Below are 16,636 nucleotides of genomic sequence, written 5' to 3' on the forward strand. Positions count from 1 at the left end.
ACAGAGCGAGTAAACGTAACAGGATTAATGGTCTTCACTGGCCATCGACAAATAGACGATGGTCAACACCATGAAGATAAAAGCTTGCAGAGTAATTACCAGAATGTGGAACAGCGCCCAAGGCACACTAAGCAGCCATTGGGACCACCACGGTAGCAGACCAGCGATCAGGATAAAAACCAGTTCACCGGCATACATGTTACCAAACAGTCGCAAACCCAAAGAGATGGGCTTGGAGAGCAGGGTAACCAACTCCAGCGCGAGGTTAACAGGTATCAATGCCCAGTGATTGAAAGGGTTGAGGGTCAACTCTTTCGCAAACCCCGAGATACCTTTCATCTTGATACTGTAAATAATGATCAAGGCGAAGACACCCAGAGCCATGGACATGGTGATGTTAACATCGGCGGAAGGAACTACTCGCAAGTAGGGGATGCCCAGCACTTGTGCTGTGTAGGGCAGGTAGTCAACCGGGATAAGATCCATCAGGTTCATCAGGAAAACCCAGATGAACACGGTCAGAGCCAGCGGAGCAATCAGCCGGTCCTTACCGTGGAAGATACCCTTGACGGTGTCATCCACAAACTCGACAACCATTTCTACAAAACACTGCAGTTTGCCTGGCACACCGCTGGTCGCCGTAGCGGCAACTTTACGGAATATCCAGATAAACAGAGCGCCGAGGACAACGGAAAATATCATGGAGTCGATATTTACCGCCCAGAACCCCGAACCCACTTGCAGATGGTGCAGGTGGTGGGAGATGTATCCCTGAGTAGTCAGGGCTTCTCCGGTTGCAGCCATGAGTTTTCCTAGTAGCGGTTATTGAGAACGATCGTAATGACCCATTGGAAAAACAAGGAAAGTGCATAAGTGACATAGAGCGGAAGATGCTCCGACTCCACGTTCGTGAGAACAACCACAAAAAGTGCGACTGTACTTACCAGCTTAATCCCAGCTCCAACATAAAAATCCCACAACACCCAACCCGCACTCCCAGGGCCAAGTTGTCTATTCAAGGTAAAAAGACTGAATAGTAGTTGTGGGATAAGATATATCCCTCCCCCATAGAGGGAGGAATATCCGGCTGGAACTCCTTTAAGGTAACCCCATGCTGAGCTCACAGCCAGGATCAGGAGTAGCTGGCAACCCAAGATAGCCAAGGCAAGAGTCAACCCTTTCCAGGCTTCTCTTCGATACACCATACCCTCCTGAACATTACAGAACTGTAAAAATCGAACATTGACATCGACGATTCAACAGCTCTTAAAGCCGGTCAAATTATACCCTTGAGGGCAGCTATTGCAATATGACAAAAACCCTTAATTTTTGCGGCTTTCCGCGACAAATCAAGGTTATGGCCATATAGAAAGGAATGGATGTTTTATTACTACAAAAAGCGTAAAAATCACGATTCCGACACGCCAAAATAGCCCAATATACGGTCCAAATCGGACAAATTCTCGTAACTTATTACTAACTTTCCGCTATCCCGCTTGCCAGGCTGAAGTTGCACCTGATTACCAATTTTTTCTGCCAGTTGACGCTCCAGGTAGCCAATCTGCGGATCACGGACCGGTTCGACTCTGGCTTTTGCCGGTTCGAGTGCTTTTTGCACCAGCTTCTCGGTATCGCGCACGGTCAGCCCTTTCTGGGCAACCAGCTTGGCCAGTTCGGACTGGGCCTGGCCACTCAGGGCCAGCAGGGCACGGGCATGGCCCATGTCGAGGTCACCATGCTCAACGAAACGTTTTACGTCGTCGTTGAGCTGGTTGAGACGCAGCAGGTTGGTCACCGTGGTGCGGGACTTGCCCACCGCCTCGGCCACCTGCTGGTGGGTGAGTTCAAATTCGGTCAGCAATCTTTGTAAAGCGACCGCCTCTTCGATGGCATTGAGGTCTTCCCGCTGGATGTTCTCGATCAGCGCGATGGCGACGGCAGCCTCGTCGGGCACATCCTTGACGATGCAGGGCACCACCTCGAGCCGCGCCAGCTGGGACGCACGCCAGCGTCGTTCACCGGCGATGATCTCGAAAGCATGTTCGCCAAGGGGGCGTACCACGATGGGCTGGATCACTCCTTGGACACGGATGGAGTTGGCAAGCTCTTCCAGGGCATCCTGGGACATGTCCTTGCGGGGCTGGTACTTGCCGGACTGCAACCACTCCACCGGCAGCTTGCGCAGCTCGCCCTGATTGGTGGGGGCCATTGCTTGCTCGGTACGTTGATCGCTCATTACCTGTTTCTGGCGGGCAGCCGTGCTGGTACTGAGCAGGGCATCCAGCCCCTTGCCCAGTCCACGTTTTTTCGGAGTCATACGCTCTCTCGGTCTGCGATGGTCGCCTGACGCTCCTGCTCCTGACGGCGCAGGATCTCGCCAGCCAGAGCCAGGTAGGCCTTGGCGCCCACCGATGATTTGTCATAGTGCATGGCCGGCGCACCGAAGCTCGGTGCCTCCGCCAGTCTGACATTGCGGGGAATGATGGTGCGGTAGACTTTATCGCCGAAGTGCTGTTTTAGCTGATCGGACACATCATTGGCCAACCGGTTACGGTGATCGTACATGGTGCGCAGCACCCCCTCGATCTTGAGATCCGGATTGACCACAGCGGCCAGCTTGCTGATGGTGTCGACCAGGGCGGTCAGCCCCTCCAGCGCGTAATATTCGCACTGCATGGGCACCAGCACGGAGTCGGCGGCGGCCATGGCGTTCACGGTCAGCATGTTGAGAGAGGGCGGGCAGTCGATGAAGACGTAGTCGTATTTGTCCCGCACCGAAGCCAGCGCATTGCGCAGGCGGATTTCGCGGGCGAAAAATTCCATCAGACGGATTTCGGCCGCGGTCACGTCTGCGTTGGCGGCGATCAGGTGATAACCCCCGGTAGTTTCGGGGATGATCACTTCGCTGATGGGGGCATCCTCGATCAGCAACTCATAGGCGGTGCGCTCGACATCATACTTGTCGACACCGCTGCCCATGGTGGCATTGCCCTGCGGATCCAGATCGATCACCAGCACCTTGCGCCGGGTGGCAGCCATGGAGGCGGCCAGGTTCACACAGGTGGTGGTTTTACCCACTCCACCCTTCTGGTTGGCTATGGCGATGACTTTTCCCACACGATCCCCTAAATGAAACTGCGACCCTATTCGGGCTGGATATGTTTGAATTCCAGCAGATGACGTTCGCCTTCCAGCTCCGGCACCCGCAACTCATGACAGGCTACCAGACGGATATTGGCAGGCAACTGGGCCAGCTCCTGCTCGGGATATTGTCCCTTGAGTGCTAGGAAGCAGCCCTGTTCTGACGGCAGGTGGTGACACCAGCTCAGCATGTCCTCCAGCGAGGCAAATGCCCGACTCAGTACACCATCAAATCCCACCTCGGGTTGATACTCTTCAACCCGGGATTTGACCGGCGTCACATTGGTCAGCCCCAGCTCCTGGATCACCTGACGGATGAAGTTGATCCGCTTGCCCAGACTGTCGAGCAGGACGAACTGCTTGTCCGGATTGATGATCGCCAGCGGCAATCCCGGCAGGCCGGGACCGGTCCCCACGTCGATGAAGCGCTCACCGTGCAAGTGGGGGCTTACCACCAGGCTATCGAGGATATGCTTGACCAGCATGGAGTCCGGATCTCGCACCGAGGTGAGATTGTAAGCCTTGTTCCACTTGTGCAGCAACTCGACCAACTGCACCAGTTGGCTCTTTTGGGTATCGGTGATAACAATTTCGGCCTGCTTGAGCAGGCCGTTCAATCTTTCCAGCATATTTTCCAACGGTAAGAATCCTCAGGCGGTTTTACGCAGCAGGCCGTGTTTTTTCAGGTGAACCAGCAGGATGGAGATGGCCGCCGGGGTGATGCCGGAGATACGGGAAGCCTGACCAATGGTCTGCGGCTTGGCATCGTTCAGCTTGGCTTTCACCTCGTTGGAGAGGCCGTTCACCTCGCGATAGTCCAGATCCAGCGGCAGCAGGGTGTTCTCGTTGCGCAGCTGCTTTTCCACTTCATCGTGTTGACGCTCGATGTAACCGGCGTACTTGATCTGGATCTCAACCTGTTCGGCCGCGGCAGGATCGGTCACGGAAGGACCGACACCTTCGATGGCCATCAGCGCATCATAGGTCACCTCGGGACGACGCAACAGCTCTTCCAGACTCTGTTCGCGGGTCAGCGGGGTGTTGACCAGGGCGTTGACCGCTTCCAGTGACGGATGTTGCGGGTGGATCCAGGTTGAACGCATGCGCTGACGCTCCAGCTCGACCTGTTCCATCTTGGCGTTGAATTTGCTCCAGCGCTCGTCATCCACCAGACCCAGCTCGCGACCGATGGCGGTCAGGCGGATATCGGCGTTGTCTTCACGCAGCAGCAGGCGATATTCGGCGCGGCTGGTGAACATGCGGTAAGGCTCGCGGGTCCCCAGGGTGGAGAGATCATCCATCATCACGCCCATGTAGGCCTGATCCCGACGCGGGTTCCAGGGATCCTTGTCCTGGGCACGCAAGGCCGCGTTCAAACCGGCCATCAGGCCTTGTGCCGCTGCCTCTTCGTAACCGGTCGTGCCGTTGATCTGGCCAGCGAAGAACAGGTTTGGAATGCACTTGCTCTCCATGTTGGCCTTGAGATCCCGCGGATCGAAGAAATCATATTCGATGGCATAGCCGGGGCGGGTGATGTGGGCGTTCTCGAAGCCGCGCACGGAACGGACGATCTGCACCTGCACGTCAAACGGCAGGCTGGTGGAGATCCCGTTCGGATAGAGTTCGTGGGTGGTCAGGCCTTCCGGCTCGACGAAGATCTGGTGCGCCGTCTTGTCGGCGAAACGGGTGATCTTGTCTTCGATCGACGGGCAGTAGCGCGGGCCGATCCCCTCGATCACCCCGGCGTACATGGGGCTGCGATCCAGGTTATTGCGGATCACCTCGTGGGTACGCTCGTTGGTGTGGGTGACGTAGCAAGGCACCTGACGGGGATGCTGGCTGGCATTGCCGATAAACGAGAAGACCGGACGCGGATCGTCGCCGTGCTGTTCCTGCATGACGGAGAAATCGACGCTGCGAGCATCGATGCGCGGCGGGGTGCCCGTCTTGAGACGATCGATGCGCAGCGGCAGTTCGCGCAGGCGCTGGGCCAGGGCGATCGAGGGAGGATCCCCGGCACGGCCGCCCTTGTAGTTTTCCATCCCTATGTGGATCAACCCGTTCAGGAAGGTACCGACCGTCAGCACCACAGTTTTGCCGCTGATGCGGATCCCGCTCTGGGTGACCACACCGGCAACACGATCCCCATCCATGATCAGATCGTCACAAGCCTGCTGGAAGATCTTCAGGTTCGGGTAGTTCTCCAGCATCTGGCGAACGACAGCCTTGTAGAGCAGGCGATCCGCCTGGGCACGAGTGGCTCGTACTGCCGGGCCCTTGGAGGAGTTGAGGGTGCGGAACTGGATCCCGCCAAGATCGATGGCACGCGCCATGATCCCGCCGAGTGCGTCAACTTCCCTGACCAGGTGTCCCTTGCCGATCCCGCCGATCGCCGGATTACAGGACATGTGTCCCAGCGTATCGATATTGTGGGTCAGCAACAGGGTGTTCATGCCCATACGGGCTGCCGCTGTTGCTGCTTCGGTTCCGGCATGACCGCCACCGACGACGATCACATCAAATTGTTCATGGTATTGCATTGGGATCACCTTGATCTGCACGCCTGAAGATCTTTATTTGCCTGGGCTAAAGGGCGGAACATTCTATCTGTTTCGCGTCCTGAGGGGAACGTCTACTTAACGTTCAGTATGAAGGGAGGATCCACTAATTAGATCTTAAGGATCTTTAGATCGATCTTTTACTGGATCTCTTATTAGGATCCGCCCTTTCTGTTGATAAGCACTTTTTGATCATAAAGATCATTAATTTAAGGACGATCCTAGCTTGTGGAAAAGCTTGGATCCTGGCCCGGTGAACAAGGGGATAACCAGGACTTTTATACACAGAGGTCTGTCAGTCTGGATCTAATACATGGATAACTATAGGTTTTGCAAAGCTTTACACCGTAGTTATGCACATTACCCCTGGGCGTTGTGGGTAACCTTGTAGAACAACTCCCCCGGATCAATCTGTTAATAACATGGTGGATAGTCGATCTGGGGATAAGTGGGGAGATCAAGCTTTTTTTCAGGATCTCCCGTACGCTGATCAGGCGATCATCGTCATCCAGTCGCGGATCCACACTTCTGCGGCATCTTCGGGGATCTCGTGTTGGGTCACATCGATGTCGAGTCGCTCGCCGATCCGGCTGGCTCCGCACTCGGCCAGCAGCCGATCCAGCGTCTTGCCGCCCTGGCAAAAGGTGTCATAACTGCTGTCACCAAGGGCGATCACGCCATATTTCAATGAATTAAGATCCGGATGCTGCTCGGCAAGATCCTTGGCGAAGGGTTGCAGGTTGTCGGGTACATCACCGGCACCATGGGTCGAGGTGACCACCAGCAGGATGGATCCCGCATCATCCAGTACCTCTGCCAGCTTGGCCGGGTTGTGGATCCGGGTCTGGTGGCCAGCCTGTTCCAGCAGGTTGGCGACGTGGTCTGCGACATATTCGGCGGCGCCCAGCATGGAGCCGACGACGAGATTGAGTTTGGCCATGGAATGGATCCTGATTTCAGACAAAGAAACGGAAAGCCGGATTCTACCGCCAAAGGGTGTGGATAAATATGGATAAAGCTTGGGGATAATGGATCCAGTCAGATAATGCCACCGGATCCATCCTGCCGATCTTTTTTCTGCTTCTTTATATTCCTCTCCATTTTCTTCTCCGCTAATGGCTCTCCTGATGGCTCCCATCTCCCGCGAAATCCTGCCAACGATGCAGCTAGATAACAATGTAGATGCAAATGATTAGCAATTATTGAATCGATTCGATCACGGCTCCTGTAGTAGGATTGCGCTGCTTTATTCGCCCATGGAACAGGGTGATGTCGTGACAAACGACCACAAATAACAATTAAAACAACATAACTCATTGATAAACGAGACTTTAATATGATTGCGCAAAAATACACTACAGGACCCGGCAAGAAGGGCGCCTTCGGCGTGCTTTCGCTCTCCGGTTTGCTCGTCTCCCTGCCGCTGATGGCCGAACAAACCACAGCTGAACTGCTCAAAGCCAGCGAAACCATGGTGGTGACCGGTACGGCCATGAAGGTGGAAGTGCCGATGGCCGAGACCCCTCGCGCCGTCTCCGTGGTTAATCGCGAAGAACTGGATCAGCACGCCGTGTTGCAGCTGGATGAAGCGATTCGCTACCGTTCAGGCGTATTGACTGGCCTCTATGGCTCAGACAACAACACCGACTGGTTCAAAGTGCGTGGCTTCGATGCCGCTTCCTATCTCGATGGAAGCATCCTGTTTGGCTCTGGTTACTATCTTTGGACGCCGGAACCGTTCGGCCTGGAGAGTGTGGAAGTGCTGAAGGGGCCCGCTTCAATGCTCTATGGCGTAGCGCCTCCGGGCGGGGTGATCAATGCCATCAGCAAGCGACCGACCGCCACGCCGCAAGGGCAGGTGGAGCTGCAGCTTGGCAGCCGGGATCATCGTCAGGTCGGGGTGGATGTCTCTGACGCGCTCTCCGACAGCAGCCGCTACCGGATGGTTGCTCTCTATAAAGAGCGTGATGGGGTGCTCACCGGCACCTACAACGATCGGGTTTATCTGGCGCCGAGCGTCACCTTCGATCTTTCGGATCGTACCAGCCTGACCCTGCTGGCCAGTTTTCTGCACGACGAAGGAGTCCCGACCAACGGCTTCTTCCCGGTCTATGGCACCCTGAATACGTCAGGTGGCCAGATTGATCCCTCCACCAACCTGAGCCAGCCGGATTACGATCGCAACCGCAATACCCAGATCTCCACCGGTTACGAGCTGGCCCACCAGCTCAACCAGACCTGGGAGTTCAAGCAGAACGTCCGCTTCAACTACAACGATCTGCTGCTGCGCCAGACCTATATCTATCCTTGGGCTGCCTGGCCCGCGACTCCCGATGAAAATATGCCGGTTCGTGGCCGTGGCATGATCTATCGGGATGGCAATACCAAGAGTGCCACTATGGATAATCAGATGGTGGGCTACTGGAACACCGACAGCACCGAGCAGACCCTGCTGCTTGGGGTGGATCTGCAGCGTCATGTCAACAAGGGGATGGAAGCGGATTCATGGATGGGAACCATAGATACCCAGAACCCGGATTACAGCGGCTTCCCTGGATTTGATGAGTCAACGGCCACTTACCAGAAAACAACCATGGCTCAAGAGGGGATCTATGCCCAGCATCAGATCCGTTGGGACGATCGCTGGTTGCTGACAGGAGGTGGTCGCTTTGACTATGTCGAGACCCATAACATCAGCAAAACATATGATAGAGATGAAAAGCAGTACGATCATGCGCTATCCCTTTCCGGCAGCTTGATGTATCTGGCCGACAACGGCATCTCGCCATATCTTGTTTATTCTGAGTCGTTCTTGATGTTGCCCGGGATCGATCCGAATACCAAAACTTCATATAAATCCCGTGAGGGAAAATTGTATGAAGCAGGCGTCAAATATGCGCCTGCCTTCCTCGACGGTTACATCAATTTGGCGCTGTTCGATCTGGCCCAGACCAACTCGCTGGTCTCTACCGGTTCCGGCCAGCAGACCCAGGCGGGTGAAGTGACCTCTCAGGGGGTTGAGCTGGAAGGGAGCGTGCAGGTGACCGATGCGCTACGTCTGACCGCTGCTTATACCTACACAGATGCCAAAACCAACGACACCGGCAGTGGCGATCGCCGTGCCAGCCTGATCCCGCGCCACCAGGCCTCCTTCTGGGGTAACTACAAGGTGCAGCAAGGGGTGGCTTCGGGTCTGGAGCTGGGTACCGGTGTGCGTTATATCGGTTCCAGCGTGGGTATTGGCGCCGTGAATGCGGACTATACCCCCATCTACGGCTCTGCCGAGGTGCCGGCCCATACCGTCTGGGATGCGATGATCGGGTATGACTTTGCCAAGAACTGGCGTGCCCAGCTCAACGTCAACAACCTGCTGGGTGAAACCTACGTGGCCAGTTGTGACTACTACTGCTACTACGGCGAGCCGCGCAGCGTAGTGGGCAGCATCAACTACCGCTGGTAATCGAAGTCGGGCGGGAACCAGGTTCCCGCCCTTCTTTTCACCCGCAGTTGTTCTGATCTCTCTGGAATACCGGTCCGTTATGGAACTCTTGTCTCTGGTTTATCGCCAATATCGTTGGCCTTTTATCGCTATCACCCTGCTCAGTCTGCTCAGTGCCGTCAGCGGGATTGGCGTCATTGCTTTTATCAATCAGTCTCTTATCGAATCTATAGGTGATCCGCTGCCGATCCTCGGTCAGCTGGTCGGCCTGATTGTGTTGCTGCTGGTGATCACACTCGGATCTCAGCTGGCCCTGACCACTCTCGGTCACCATTTTGTCTACCGGTTGCGCGGCCGTCTGCTCAAGCAACTGTTGGATACCGATGTCGCCCGTATCCGCCAGATTGGTCAGGGGCCGCTGCTGGCCTCCCTCTCCAGCGATATCGGCCAGATCACCATCGCCTTCGTGCGCCTGCCTGAGCTGGTGCAGGGGCTGGTGCTCACGCTGGGTTCTGCCCTTTACCTTGGCTGGCTCTCTCCTGCATTGCTCGGGGTGACTGCGCTCTGGGTCACCGTCACCATGGTGGTGGGCTGGTTGCTGGTGAACCGTGTTTATCGCCATCTCTCCCAAATGCGTCAGGCCGAAGATCGGCTCTATCAGAACTATCAGGCCATCATCGCCGGCAGCAAGGAGCTGGCGCTCAACCGCGAGCGGGCTCACTTCGTTTACCACCAGCTCTATGAGCAAAATGCCCGTGACTACCGCCAGCAGATCATTCGCGCCGACACCTATCACCTGAGTGCGGTGAACTGGTCGAATATCATGATGCTGGGGGCGATCGGTCTGGTCTTCTTTCTGGCCAACGGTCTTGGCTGGGCCAACACCAATGTGGCCGCCACCTTCGCCCTGACCCTGCTGTTCCTGCGCACCCCGCTGTTGCAGGGGATTGGCGCCCTGCCGACCCTGCTTGCCGCTCAGGTGGCGTTCGACAAGATCGCCGCCCTCAATCTGGCCGAGCCGGATGCGGACTTCCCGCTGCCGCCCGCCATCCGCCCCTGGCAGCGTATCGAGCTGGAGCAGGTGAGCTTTCACTATCAGGGGGAGGGCGGCTTTGCCGTCGGCCCCATTGATCTGGTCATCGAAAAGGGGGAGCAGATTTTCATCATCGGTGGCAATGGCTCCGGCAAGTCGACGCTGGCCATGCTGTTGACCGGCCTTTACCAGCCGGTATCGGGCCGGATCCTGTTGGATGGTGAACCCGTCACCGATCGCAACGGCTATCTGGCGCTCTTCTCCGCCATCTTCACCGATTATCACCTGTTCCAGCACCTGCTGGGGCCGGAACCCAAGGATGAGCTGGTGGCCGAGTGGCTGGAGCGGTTGCAGATGGGCAGCAAGCTCACCATCGAGGATGGCTTTATCGCCGATATCGATCTCTCCCAAGGGCAGCGCAAGCGGGTCGCCCTGCTGCTGGCGCTGGCCGAGCAGCGCGAGGTGATGCTGTTTGACGAGTGGGCTGCGGATCAGGATCCTCAGTTCCGCCGCATCTTCTATCAGGTGCTGCTGCCGCGCCTCAAGGAGATGGGCAAGACGGTGATTGCCATCAGTCACGATGATCACTACTTCCCGCTGGCCGATCGCCTGCTGGAGATGCGGCAGGGAAAACTCACCGAACTGACCGGCGCGCGCCGTGCCGCAGTGAGCCGTGATGCGATCGCCCACTTGGATTGCGAGGTGCCGGCTTGATGCCGGCACCGATGAGACTGGCGGCAAGCCAGCACAGGAATTGCTTATGTTCGAGATGAAATCAGCCAGTTTCACGGTCAATGACCGCACGCTGCTGCACCCCACCGACCTGCGTTTCGAGCAGGGACAGGTCTATGGCCTCATCGGCCACAATGGGTCGGGCAAATCGACCCTGCTCAAGCTGCTGGCACGCCAGCAACCCCTCAGCGACGGCGAGATCCTGTTCGATGGCAAGCCGCTACCCGACTGGGGCAACCGGGAGTTTGCCCGTCAGGTGGCCTATCTGCCCCAGCATCTGCCGAGCGCCGAGAATCTGCTCGGGCGGGAGCTGGTGGAGATGGGCCGCTACCCCTGGCGCGGCCTGCTGGGCCGGATGGGGGCGGAGGATCACCGTCAGGTCGAGCGGGCCATCGCCCTTACCCATACCGAACGCTTTGCCGATCGGCTGGTGGATACCCTCTCCGGCGGTGAGCGGGGGCGGGTCTGGCTGGCGATGCTGCTGGCCCAAGAGAGCCGCTTCATCCTGCTGGACGAGCCGCTGGCCGCGCTGGATGTGGCCCATCAGGTGGAGGTGCTGACACTGGTCAAGCAGTTGAGCCGTCAGCTAAACCTCGGGGTCATCATCGTCATTCACGACATCAATATGGCCTCCCGCTTCTGCGATCGGCTGGTGGCGCTCCACTCCGGCCGCCTGCTCACCCACGGCGAACCTGAGGGGATCATGACCAGCGAGACTCTGCACGCCATCTATGGCATTCCGATGGAGGTCATTCGCCACCCGGCTCATGCTCATCCCATCGCCATCGTCTGACCGGGGGGCTCTCTTGAACCGTTTATTGAAGAAGATGGCACCCTGCCTTATTAGCCTGCTGCTGCCACTAGCGGCGCAGGCCGACACATCCCCGATCGCCTCTGCGCCGCTACCCCGAATCGCCACTGTCGACTGGACCATAGCCGAAACATTGCTGGCGCTCGGGGTGACGCCGCTGGCGGTGGGGGATGCAGGCCCCTATCAGGCATGGGTCGGCGAGCCACGGCTACCCGCCGGGGTGGTGGATATCGGCCTGCGCACCCAGCCCAACCGTGAGCTGCTGGCAGAGCTCAAACCCGATCGCATCCTCATCTCGCCGCTGGCGGCCCCGCTGGCGCCAACTCTTTCCCACATCGCGCCGGTGAGCACCATAGCCCTCTATGATGGGCAAACCGATCTGTGGCAGCGGTTGCACGAGGTGACCCTGACTCTCGCCCGTATGGTGGGCAAAACCGCTGAGGGCGAACGGCTGCTGGCCGGGCTCGCTCGGGATCTCGCCAGCATGCAGGCCGGATTGCCTGCGGATCTGCCGCCCCTGCTGGTGGTGCAGTTTATCGATGAGCGCCATGTGCGGGTGTTTGGTCGCCACAGCCTGTTCGATGCGGTGATGACGCGGCTTGGGCTGCGTAATGGCTGGCAGGAGCAGACCAATGACTGGGGTTTCTCGGTGGTCAGCATCGAGCAGTTCATGACCTTGCCAACCGCGCGGCTGGTGGTGGTCGATCCCATTCCGGTCGGGGTGAGCGAACGGCTGCAGGAGCCTGGGCTGTGGCAGCATCTGCCGCTGGTACGGCAGGCGCCCGTGCTGCATCTGCCTGCGGTCTGGAGTTTTGGCGGCGTACTTGCCGCCCGCCGTTTCGCCGGTCTGCTCAGCGATGCATTGCTGCAAGATGCCGAGCGTATGGAGGCTAGCCGATGAAGCGACTGCTCACATCGCCGCTGCTGCGGCCGGTCTCGATCCTGCTGGGGTTGACCCTCTTGCTCGCGTATTGGGAGCTGGCTCGCCAGCTGCCCGGTGCGCTCTGGTGGCAGAGTCTCTTCGCCCCCAATCTGGATGATGTCAGCCAAGCGGTGGTGCATTTCAGCTGGCTGCCTCGCCTGGTTGTCACCCTGCTGGCCGGGGCGGCGCTCGGGCTGGCGGGCACCCTGATGCAGCAGGTGCTGCGCAACCCGCTCGCGTCACCCACCACTCTTGGGGTGGCCTCCGGTGCCCAGCTGGCATTGATGATGGTGACCCTGTTTGCCCCCTCCTGGTTGCTGCTGGGGCGGGAGTGGATCGCCATGGCCGGCGGCAGCCTTGCGATGGCACTGGTGTTTGCCCTGGCCTGGCGTCGCCAGCTCAATCCGGTGGTCATCATCTTTGCCGGGCTGGTGATCAACCTCTATCTGGCGGCCATCAGCATGGGGCTCTTGCTGTTCTTTCAGGAGGAGCTGAAAGGCTTGCTGGTGTGGGGCAGTGGCTCGCTAGTGCAGAACAGCTGGAGCGGGGTGAGTTACCTGTTGCCCCGCCTGCTGGCAGCCGCTTTGCTGGCCGCAGTACTGGTGCGCCCGCTGGCGGTGCTGGAGCTGGATGATGCCAGCGCCCGCAGTCTGGGGGTCTCCCTGCAGCATCTGCGTTTTGCCGGACTGGGGCTGGCGGTGTTTGTCACCGCCTGTGTGGTGAGCGTGGTGGGGCTGATCGGCTTTATCGGGCTGGCCGCACCCGCCATGGTGCGGCTGCTCGGGATCCGCCAGCTCGGCCAGCGGCTGCTGTGTGCTCCAATCCTCGGCGCCCTGCTGCTGGCGGCGACCGATCTGCTGCTGCAGAGTCTGAGTCGCTTCTGGCCAGTCTTGATCCCCACCGGCGCCATGACCGCCCTGCTGGGGGCGCCGCTGCTGCTCTGGTTGATCCCGCGCCTTGGCATCAAGTCGGGTACGCCGAAGGCAAACGCCGGTCTGCTGGTGGCCCGACATCCGGCACCGGCTCGCCTTATTGGCCTGTTGCTGGTCGGGCTGATGCTGGCCGTGGTCGCCTCCCTGCTGGTTGGACAGGGAATGACGGGCTGGAGTTGGCCGAGCTGGCTCCGCTGGCAGGCCCAGCTGGAGTGGCGGCTGCCGCGCACTCTGGCGGCGGGGGCGGCTGGCGTGCTGCTGGCGCTGGCGGGCACCCTGTTGCAGCGGGTCAGCAACAACCCGATGGCGAGCCCGGAGTTGCTGGGGGTGAGCGGTGGCACCTTTATGGGGGTGATAGCGACGGCGCTGTTGCTGCCTGCATTGCCCCTGCCGCTGATGCTGTCCGGTGGCCTGATCGGTGCCTTCGGCTGCCTGTTGCTGCTGGTGGTGGTTAATCGCAAGCAAGGCTTCCAGCCGGAGCGGATCCTGCTTTCAGGTATCGCCATCACGGCGTTGTTTGAGCCGCTGCAGGCTATCGCGCTGGCCAACGGTGACCTGCGGGTGCAGCAACTGCTCTCCTGGATGTCTGGTTCCACCTACTACGTCACCCTGCCGGTGGCCTGTGGGCTGGTGGGGCTGGCGCTGTTGATGCTGGCCGCCTGCCTGTTGGTGAGCCGTTGGCTTGATCTGCTGCCAATGGGGGCGGCGGTAGCCACCGCACTCGGCATTCGCCTCAACCGTGCCCAGCTTGCCATCCTGCTGCTGGTGGCCGTGCTCACCGCCAGTGCCACCCTGGTGGTCGGGCCGCTCTCTTTCGTCGGTCTGTTGGCACCGCATATGGCCAAGCTTATGGGGCTGGTGCGGGCTCGCTGGCACCTGCTTGGGGCCGCCGCTTCCGGCGCCCTGTTGATGGTCTCGGCGGACTGGGTCGGTCAGCAGATCCTCTTCCCGCAGGAGGTGCCGGTCGGGCTGGTCTCCACCTTGTTAGGGGGCGCTTACTTCATGTGGTGCCTGCGCCGCCTCTAAGTTCTCGGACAAAAAATAGACAATAAAAAGCCCGGGATGAACCCGGGCTTTTTATTGTCTGTCGTTCGGCGTTACTTGCCGATGCAGAATGTAAATAATCTATTATCTTCAATATGTTAGTAACTTTTCGGGGCAGCTTGGGGTAAAAGTAACTAAAACAGCATATTGAGAGGCCGCTCACGGGTTTCTGCTATCGTGCAGCGTTCCCACATAGTCTATTCTCGATCGTGCAGCCTTCCCATATGAATCAACTCGATGCTACTACACGCATTCAAAACCGCTTTTTAGGTGAGTTTTGAACATATTTTGCACCGACCATAGCACCGTCCGGTGCCTGGAAAGCCGCTTTTACTCTTCGAACCGTGCAAACTTCCCATAGGTGGTTAGGCTAACCGTGCAATCATCCCACATACCGCCAATTTAATCCCAGCCCTTTATCAGCCTGGCTGAGCGGGCTTTTAGGCCCTCTAGAATGGTGCTGCTGATGGCATCGGGGAAGCCCGCTGGCAATTGCTGGGTAACACGCTCAATAACATCATCAACGGAGTTGGCCAGTTCTGTCAGGATCTCTTCCATAGCAGAACGCTCAAATCCCACAGCTTTCGCCGTTTGGAAGAAATGACGCGGGAATATCTGCTCAATGGCGTATTTCTTTCCCTTGCTGCTTGCTAGGCCCATAGCGAGCTTGGCGTCCCTTCGGTTGAGGCCTCGGCCGCCAAACACTGGATAGACAGATAGGATGTCGTAAAAAGGGGTCAGGCGAAAACGCCCTTCCGGTTCAATAAAGACCGAGAAGTTCTTTGCATGGCCATCGGTGGCCGCCAGCAGCCAGAACAGGACCTGAGATTTCATGAACAGGTAGCGATCCTGTTCTGGTGTCGCAGAGCCCAGCAAGGTTTTCATGATGTCAGTGATCCCTGGTCCACCATGGCTCTCGTATTTCCGTGCTGACGGAACATTCAATACCTGACAGAAATCTTCTTGGGGAAGGCGCATGATCCAACTGCGATCGGCAGCGTAACGTCTGTCGAAGCGTTCCACAGCCAGTGCTTTGACCTGGCCAACCTGCATCATGAAGCAGTGAGGTACGGGTAGACCAAACTCCTTGGCAATCAGAGTGCAGAGATATTCGTTTTCTACGCTCTGGGAGAGGTCTATCGAGTAGGAGTGGCTTTCAATCTTGCCAATAGGGAGTTTGATAATGTGGGTTGTCGGCGTTGCGTTGAGTGGCAAGTACCAACGGCCATCGAGATAGAGCAGCGCTGTCTTTTCTTGCGCTCCGGCGATAGAGATCCGGAACTCCTCTTGCTCCCTGACCATCCCCAAAGGGATTCCTGATTTGTAGCTGGTCAGGATCTGCTCGAGCTCGCCATCGGAAAGTGCTTTGTAGTCGATTCGCCTGACATCTGGAACGTCGTGCCCTTCGGTAACCAGCTGTAATGCCCCTACGCTATCCTGGCCAATGCAACTGAGCAGATCGAAGGGCTGAGTTGATGCCGCTTGATAGCGTGCAACAACCCTGTTCCTCACCTCCGTATTATCTGGCAGCAGGTTGTCGAAGAAGTTATAGGCTTCATCGCCCCGGTAGGCCTGATGGCGCAATGGCATGGAAAGTGAGATGGGACGGCTGCCCGGTTGTGCCAGCCATGACTCATGGTACTGAAACTGATGGGCGCCGCTGGTAGTTTTGGTGAATGTGCCTACCCGATAGCCGTTCATGTAGACAGCCAGATTGGCCATTACCACTCCTCCTTCCAGCCCGATGCCGGACTCTCGGATGACTCATTGCGGGGTTTGATGTCCAGTGACAATTCGAGTGATGCGAGGATCTTGAACAGGGTTTCCAGCTTGGTGGACTCAGGATTGAGTTCGAAGCTAGAGACTGTGTCTTGCCTAATCCCCACTTTCTCGGCCACTTTGCCTTGAGAGAGCTTTTGAGAAAGCCTGGCATCCTTGATACAGGCGCTCAGCTGCTTGGCGCTGGTTACTTTCATGATTCTACAACCTGGTAGCGTGCCTTCTTCCAATTTACACGCTGTGGC

At 57.9% G+C, this 16,636-nt stretch carries 14 protein-coding genes; 5 read left to right on the top strand and 9 right to left on the bottom strand.

All coding sequences use genetic code 11. The features are described from left to right. Positions 1–24: 24 nt before the first annotated feature. The 7 genes from atpB to mioC all read right to left on the bottom strand — a co-directional run bounded on the left by atpB (position 25) and on the right by mioC (position 6,639). A complete protein-coding gene (gene atpB / locus ACTG2G_RS10930) occupies positions 25–804 on the bottom strand; it encodes a F0F1 ATP synthase subunit A (protein WP_439985424.1) in 780 nt (259 codons plus the stop codon). An 8-nt stretch (positions 805–812) separates the two neighbouring features. Further along, positions 813–1,205, bottom strand: a complete 393-nt coding sequence (locus tag ACTG2G_RS10935) for an ATP synthase subunit I (RefSeq protein ID WP_439985425.1) — start codon at positions 1,203–1,205, stop codon at positions 813–815. Between the two features lie 203 nt (positions 1,206–1,408). Further along, entirely contained in the window at positions 1,409–2,317 is a 909-nt protein-coding gene (locus ACTG2G_RS10940) for a ParB/RepB/Spo0J family partition protein (protein WP_439985426.1), read from the bottom strand. Then, on the bottom strand, positions 2,314–3,117 hold the full coding sequence (locus ACTG2G_RS10945) for a ParA family protein (protein WP_421338752.1): 804 nt from the start codon (positions 3,115–3,117) through the stop codon (positions 2,314–2,316). Before ACTG2G_RS10945 ends, ACTG2G_RS10940 begins: the two co-directional genes overlap by 4 nt. 26 nt (positions 3,118–3,143) lie before the next feature. Beyond that, positions 3,144–3,770 (bottom strand): 16S rRNA (guanine(527)-N(7))-methyltransferase RsmG, encoded by a 627-nt coding sequence (gene rsmG / locus ACTG2G_RS10950; protein ID WP_376901850.1) that lies wholly within the window; start codon positions 3,768–3,770, stop codon positions 3,144–3,146. Positions 3,771–3,791: 21 nt separating this feature from the next. Next, on the bottom strand, positions 3,792–5,681 hold the full coding sequence (gene mnmG / locus ACTG2G_RS10955; protein WP_005357220.1) for a tRNA uridine-5-carboxymethylaminomethyl(34) synthesis enzyme MnmG: 1,890 nt from the start codon (positions 5,679–5,681) through the stop codon (positions 3,792–3,794). A gap of 508 nt (positions 5,682–6,189) precedes the next feature. Beyond that, positions 6,190–6,639 carry an FMN-binding protein MioC gene (gene mioC, locus ACTG2G_RS10960; RefSeq protein WP_033138545.1) on the bottom strand — a complete coding sequence of 150 codons (450 nt, stop codon included), beginning with the start codon at positions 6,637–6,639 and terminating at the stop codon, positions 6,190–6,192. Positions 6,640–7,035: 396 nt separating this feature from the next. Here mioC and ACTG2G_RS10965 point away from each other — a divergent pair, with 396 nt between their 5' ends. The 5 genes from ACTG2G_RS10965 to fhuB all read left to right on the top strand — a co-directional run bounded on the left by ACTG2G_RS10965 (position 7,036) and on the right by fhuB (position 14,594). Further along, on the top strand, positions 7,036–9,159 hold the full coding sequence (locus tag ACTG2G_RS10965) for a TonB-dependent siderophore receptor (protein WP_429204851.1): 2,124 nt from the start codon (positions 7,036–7,038) through the stop codon (positions 9,157–9,159). Positions 9,160–9,238: 79 nt separating this feature from the next. Beyond that, positions 9,239–10,885, top strand: coding sequence for a multidrug ABC transporter permease/ATP-binding protein (locus ACTG2G_RS10970; protein WP_429204853.1), 1,647 nt, complete (start codon positions 9,239–9,241; stop codon positions 10,883–10,885). 46 nt (positions 10,886–10,931) lie between these two features. Next, complete coding sequence (locus ACTG2G_RS10975) at positions 10,932–11,696, top strand: ATP-binding cassette domain-containing protein (RefSeq protein WP_124930500.1); 765 nt, start codon at positions 10,932–10,934, stop codon at positions 11,694–11,696. 34 nt (positions 11,697–11,730) lie between these two features. After that, positions 11,731–12,615 (top strand): ABC transporter substrate-binding protein, encoded by an 885-nt coding sequence (locus ACTG2G_RS10980; RefSeq protein ID WP_244776332.1) that lies wholly within the window; start codon positions 11,731–11,733, stop codon positions 12,613–12,615. Beyond that, the gene (gene fhuB / locus ACTG2G_RS10985; RefSeq protein ID WP_439985427.1) at positions 12,612–14,594 is read left to right on the top strand and encodes a Fe(3+)-hydroxamate ABC transporter permease FhuB; all 1,983 of its coding nucleotides are present in this window, start codon (positions 12,612–12,614) and stop codon (positions 14,592–14,594) included. The genes ACTG2G_RS10980 and fhuB overlap by 4 nt, the downstream gene beginning before the upstream one ends. Positions 14,595–15,014: 420 nt before the next feature. Here fhuB and ACTG2G_RS10990 read toward each other — a convergent pair whose 3' ends face one another. Beyond that, positions 15,015–16,334, bottom strand: a complete 1,320-nt coding sequence (locus ACTG2G_RS10990; protein WP_421387181.1) for a type II toxin-antitoxin system HipA family toxin — start codon at positions 16,332–16,334, stop codon at positions 15,015–15,017. Next, positions 16,334–16,588 carry a helix-turn-helix domain-containing protein gene (locus ACTG2G_RS10995; protein ID WP_042013334.1) on the bottom strand — a complete coding sequence of 85 codons (255 nt, stop codon included), beginning with the start codon at positions 16,586–16,588 and terminating at the stop codon, positions 16,334–16,336. Before ACTG2G_RS10995 ends, ACTG2G_RS10990 begins: the two co-directional genes overlap by 1 nt. Positions 16,589–16,636 lie beyond the last annotated feature (48 nt).

The sequence above is a fragment of the Aeromonas sp. 55A genome (assembly GCF_051919665.1).
Classification (GTDB): Bacteria; Pseudomonadota; Gammaproteobacteria; order Enterobacterales; family Aeromonadaceae; genus Aeromonas; species Aeromonas veronii.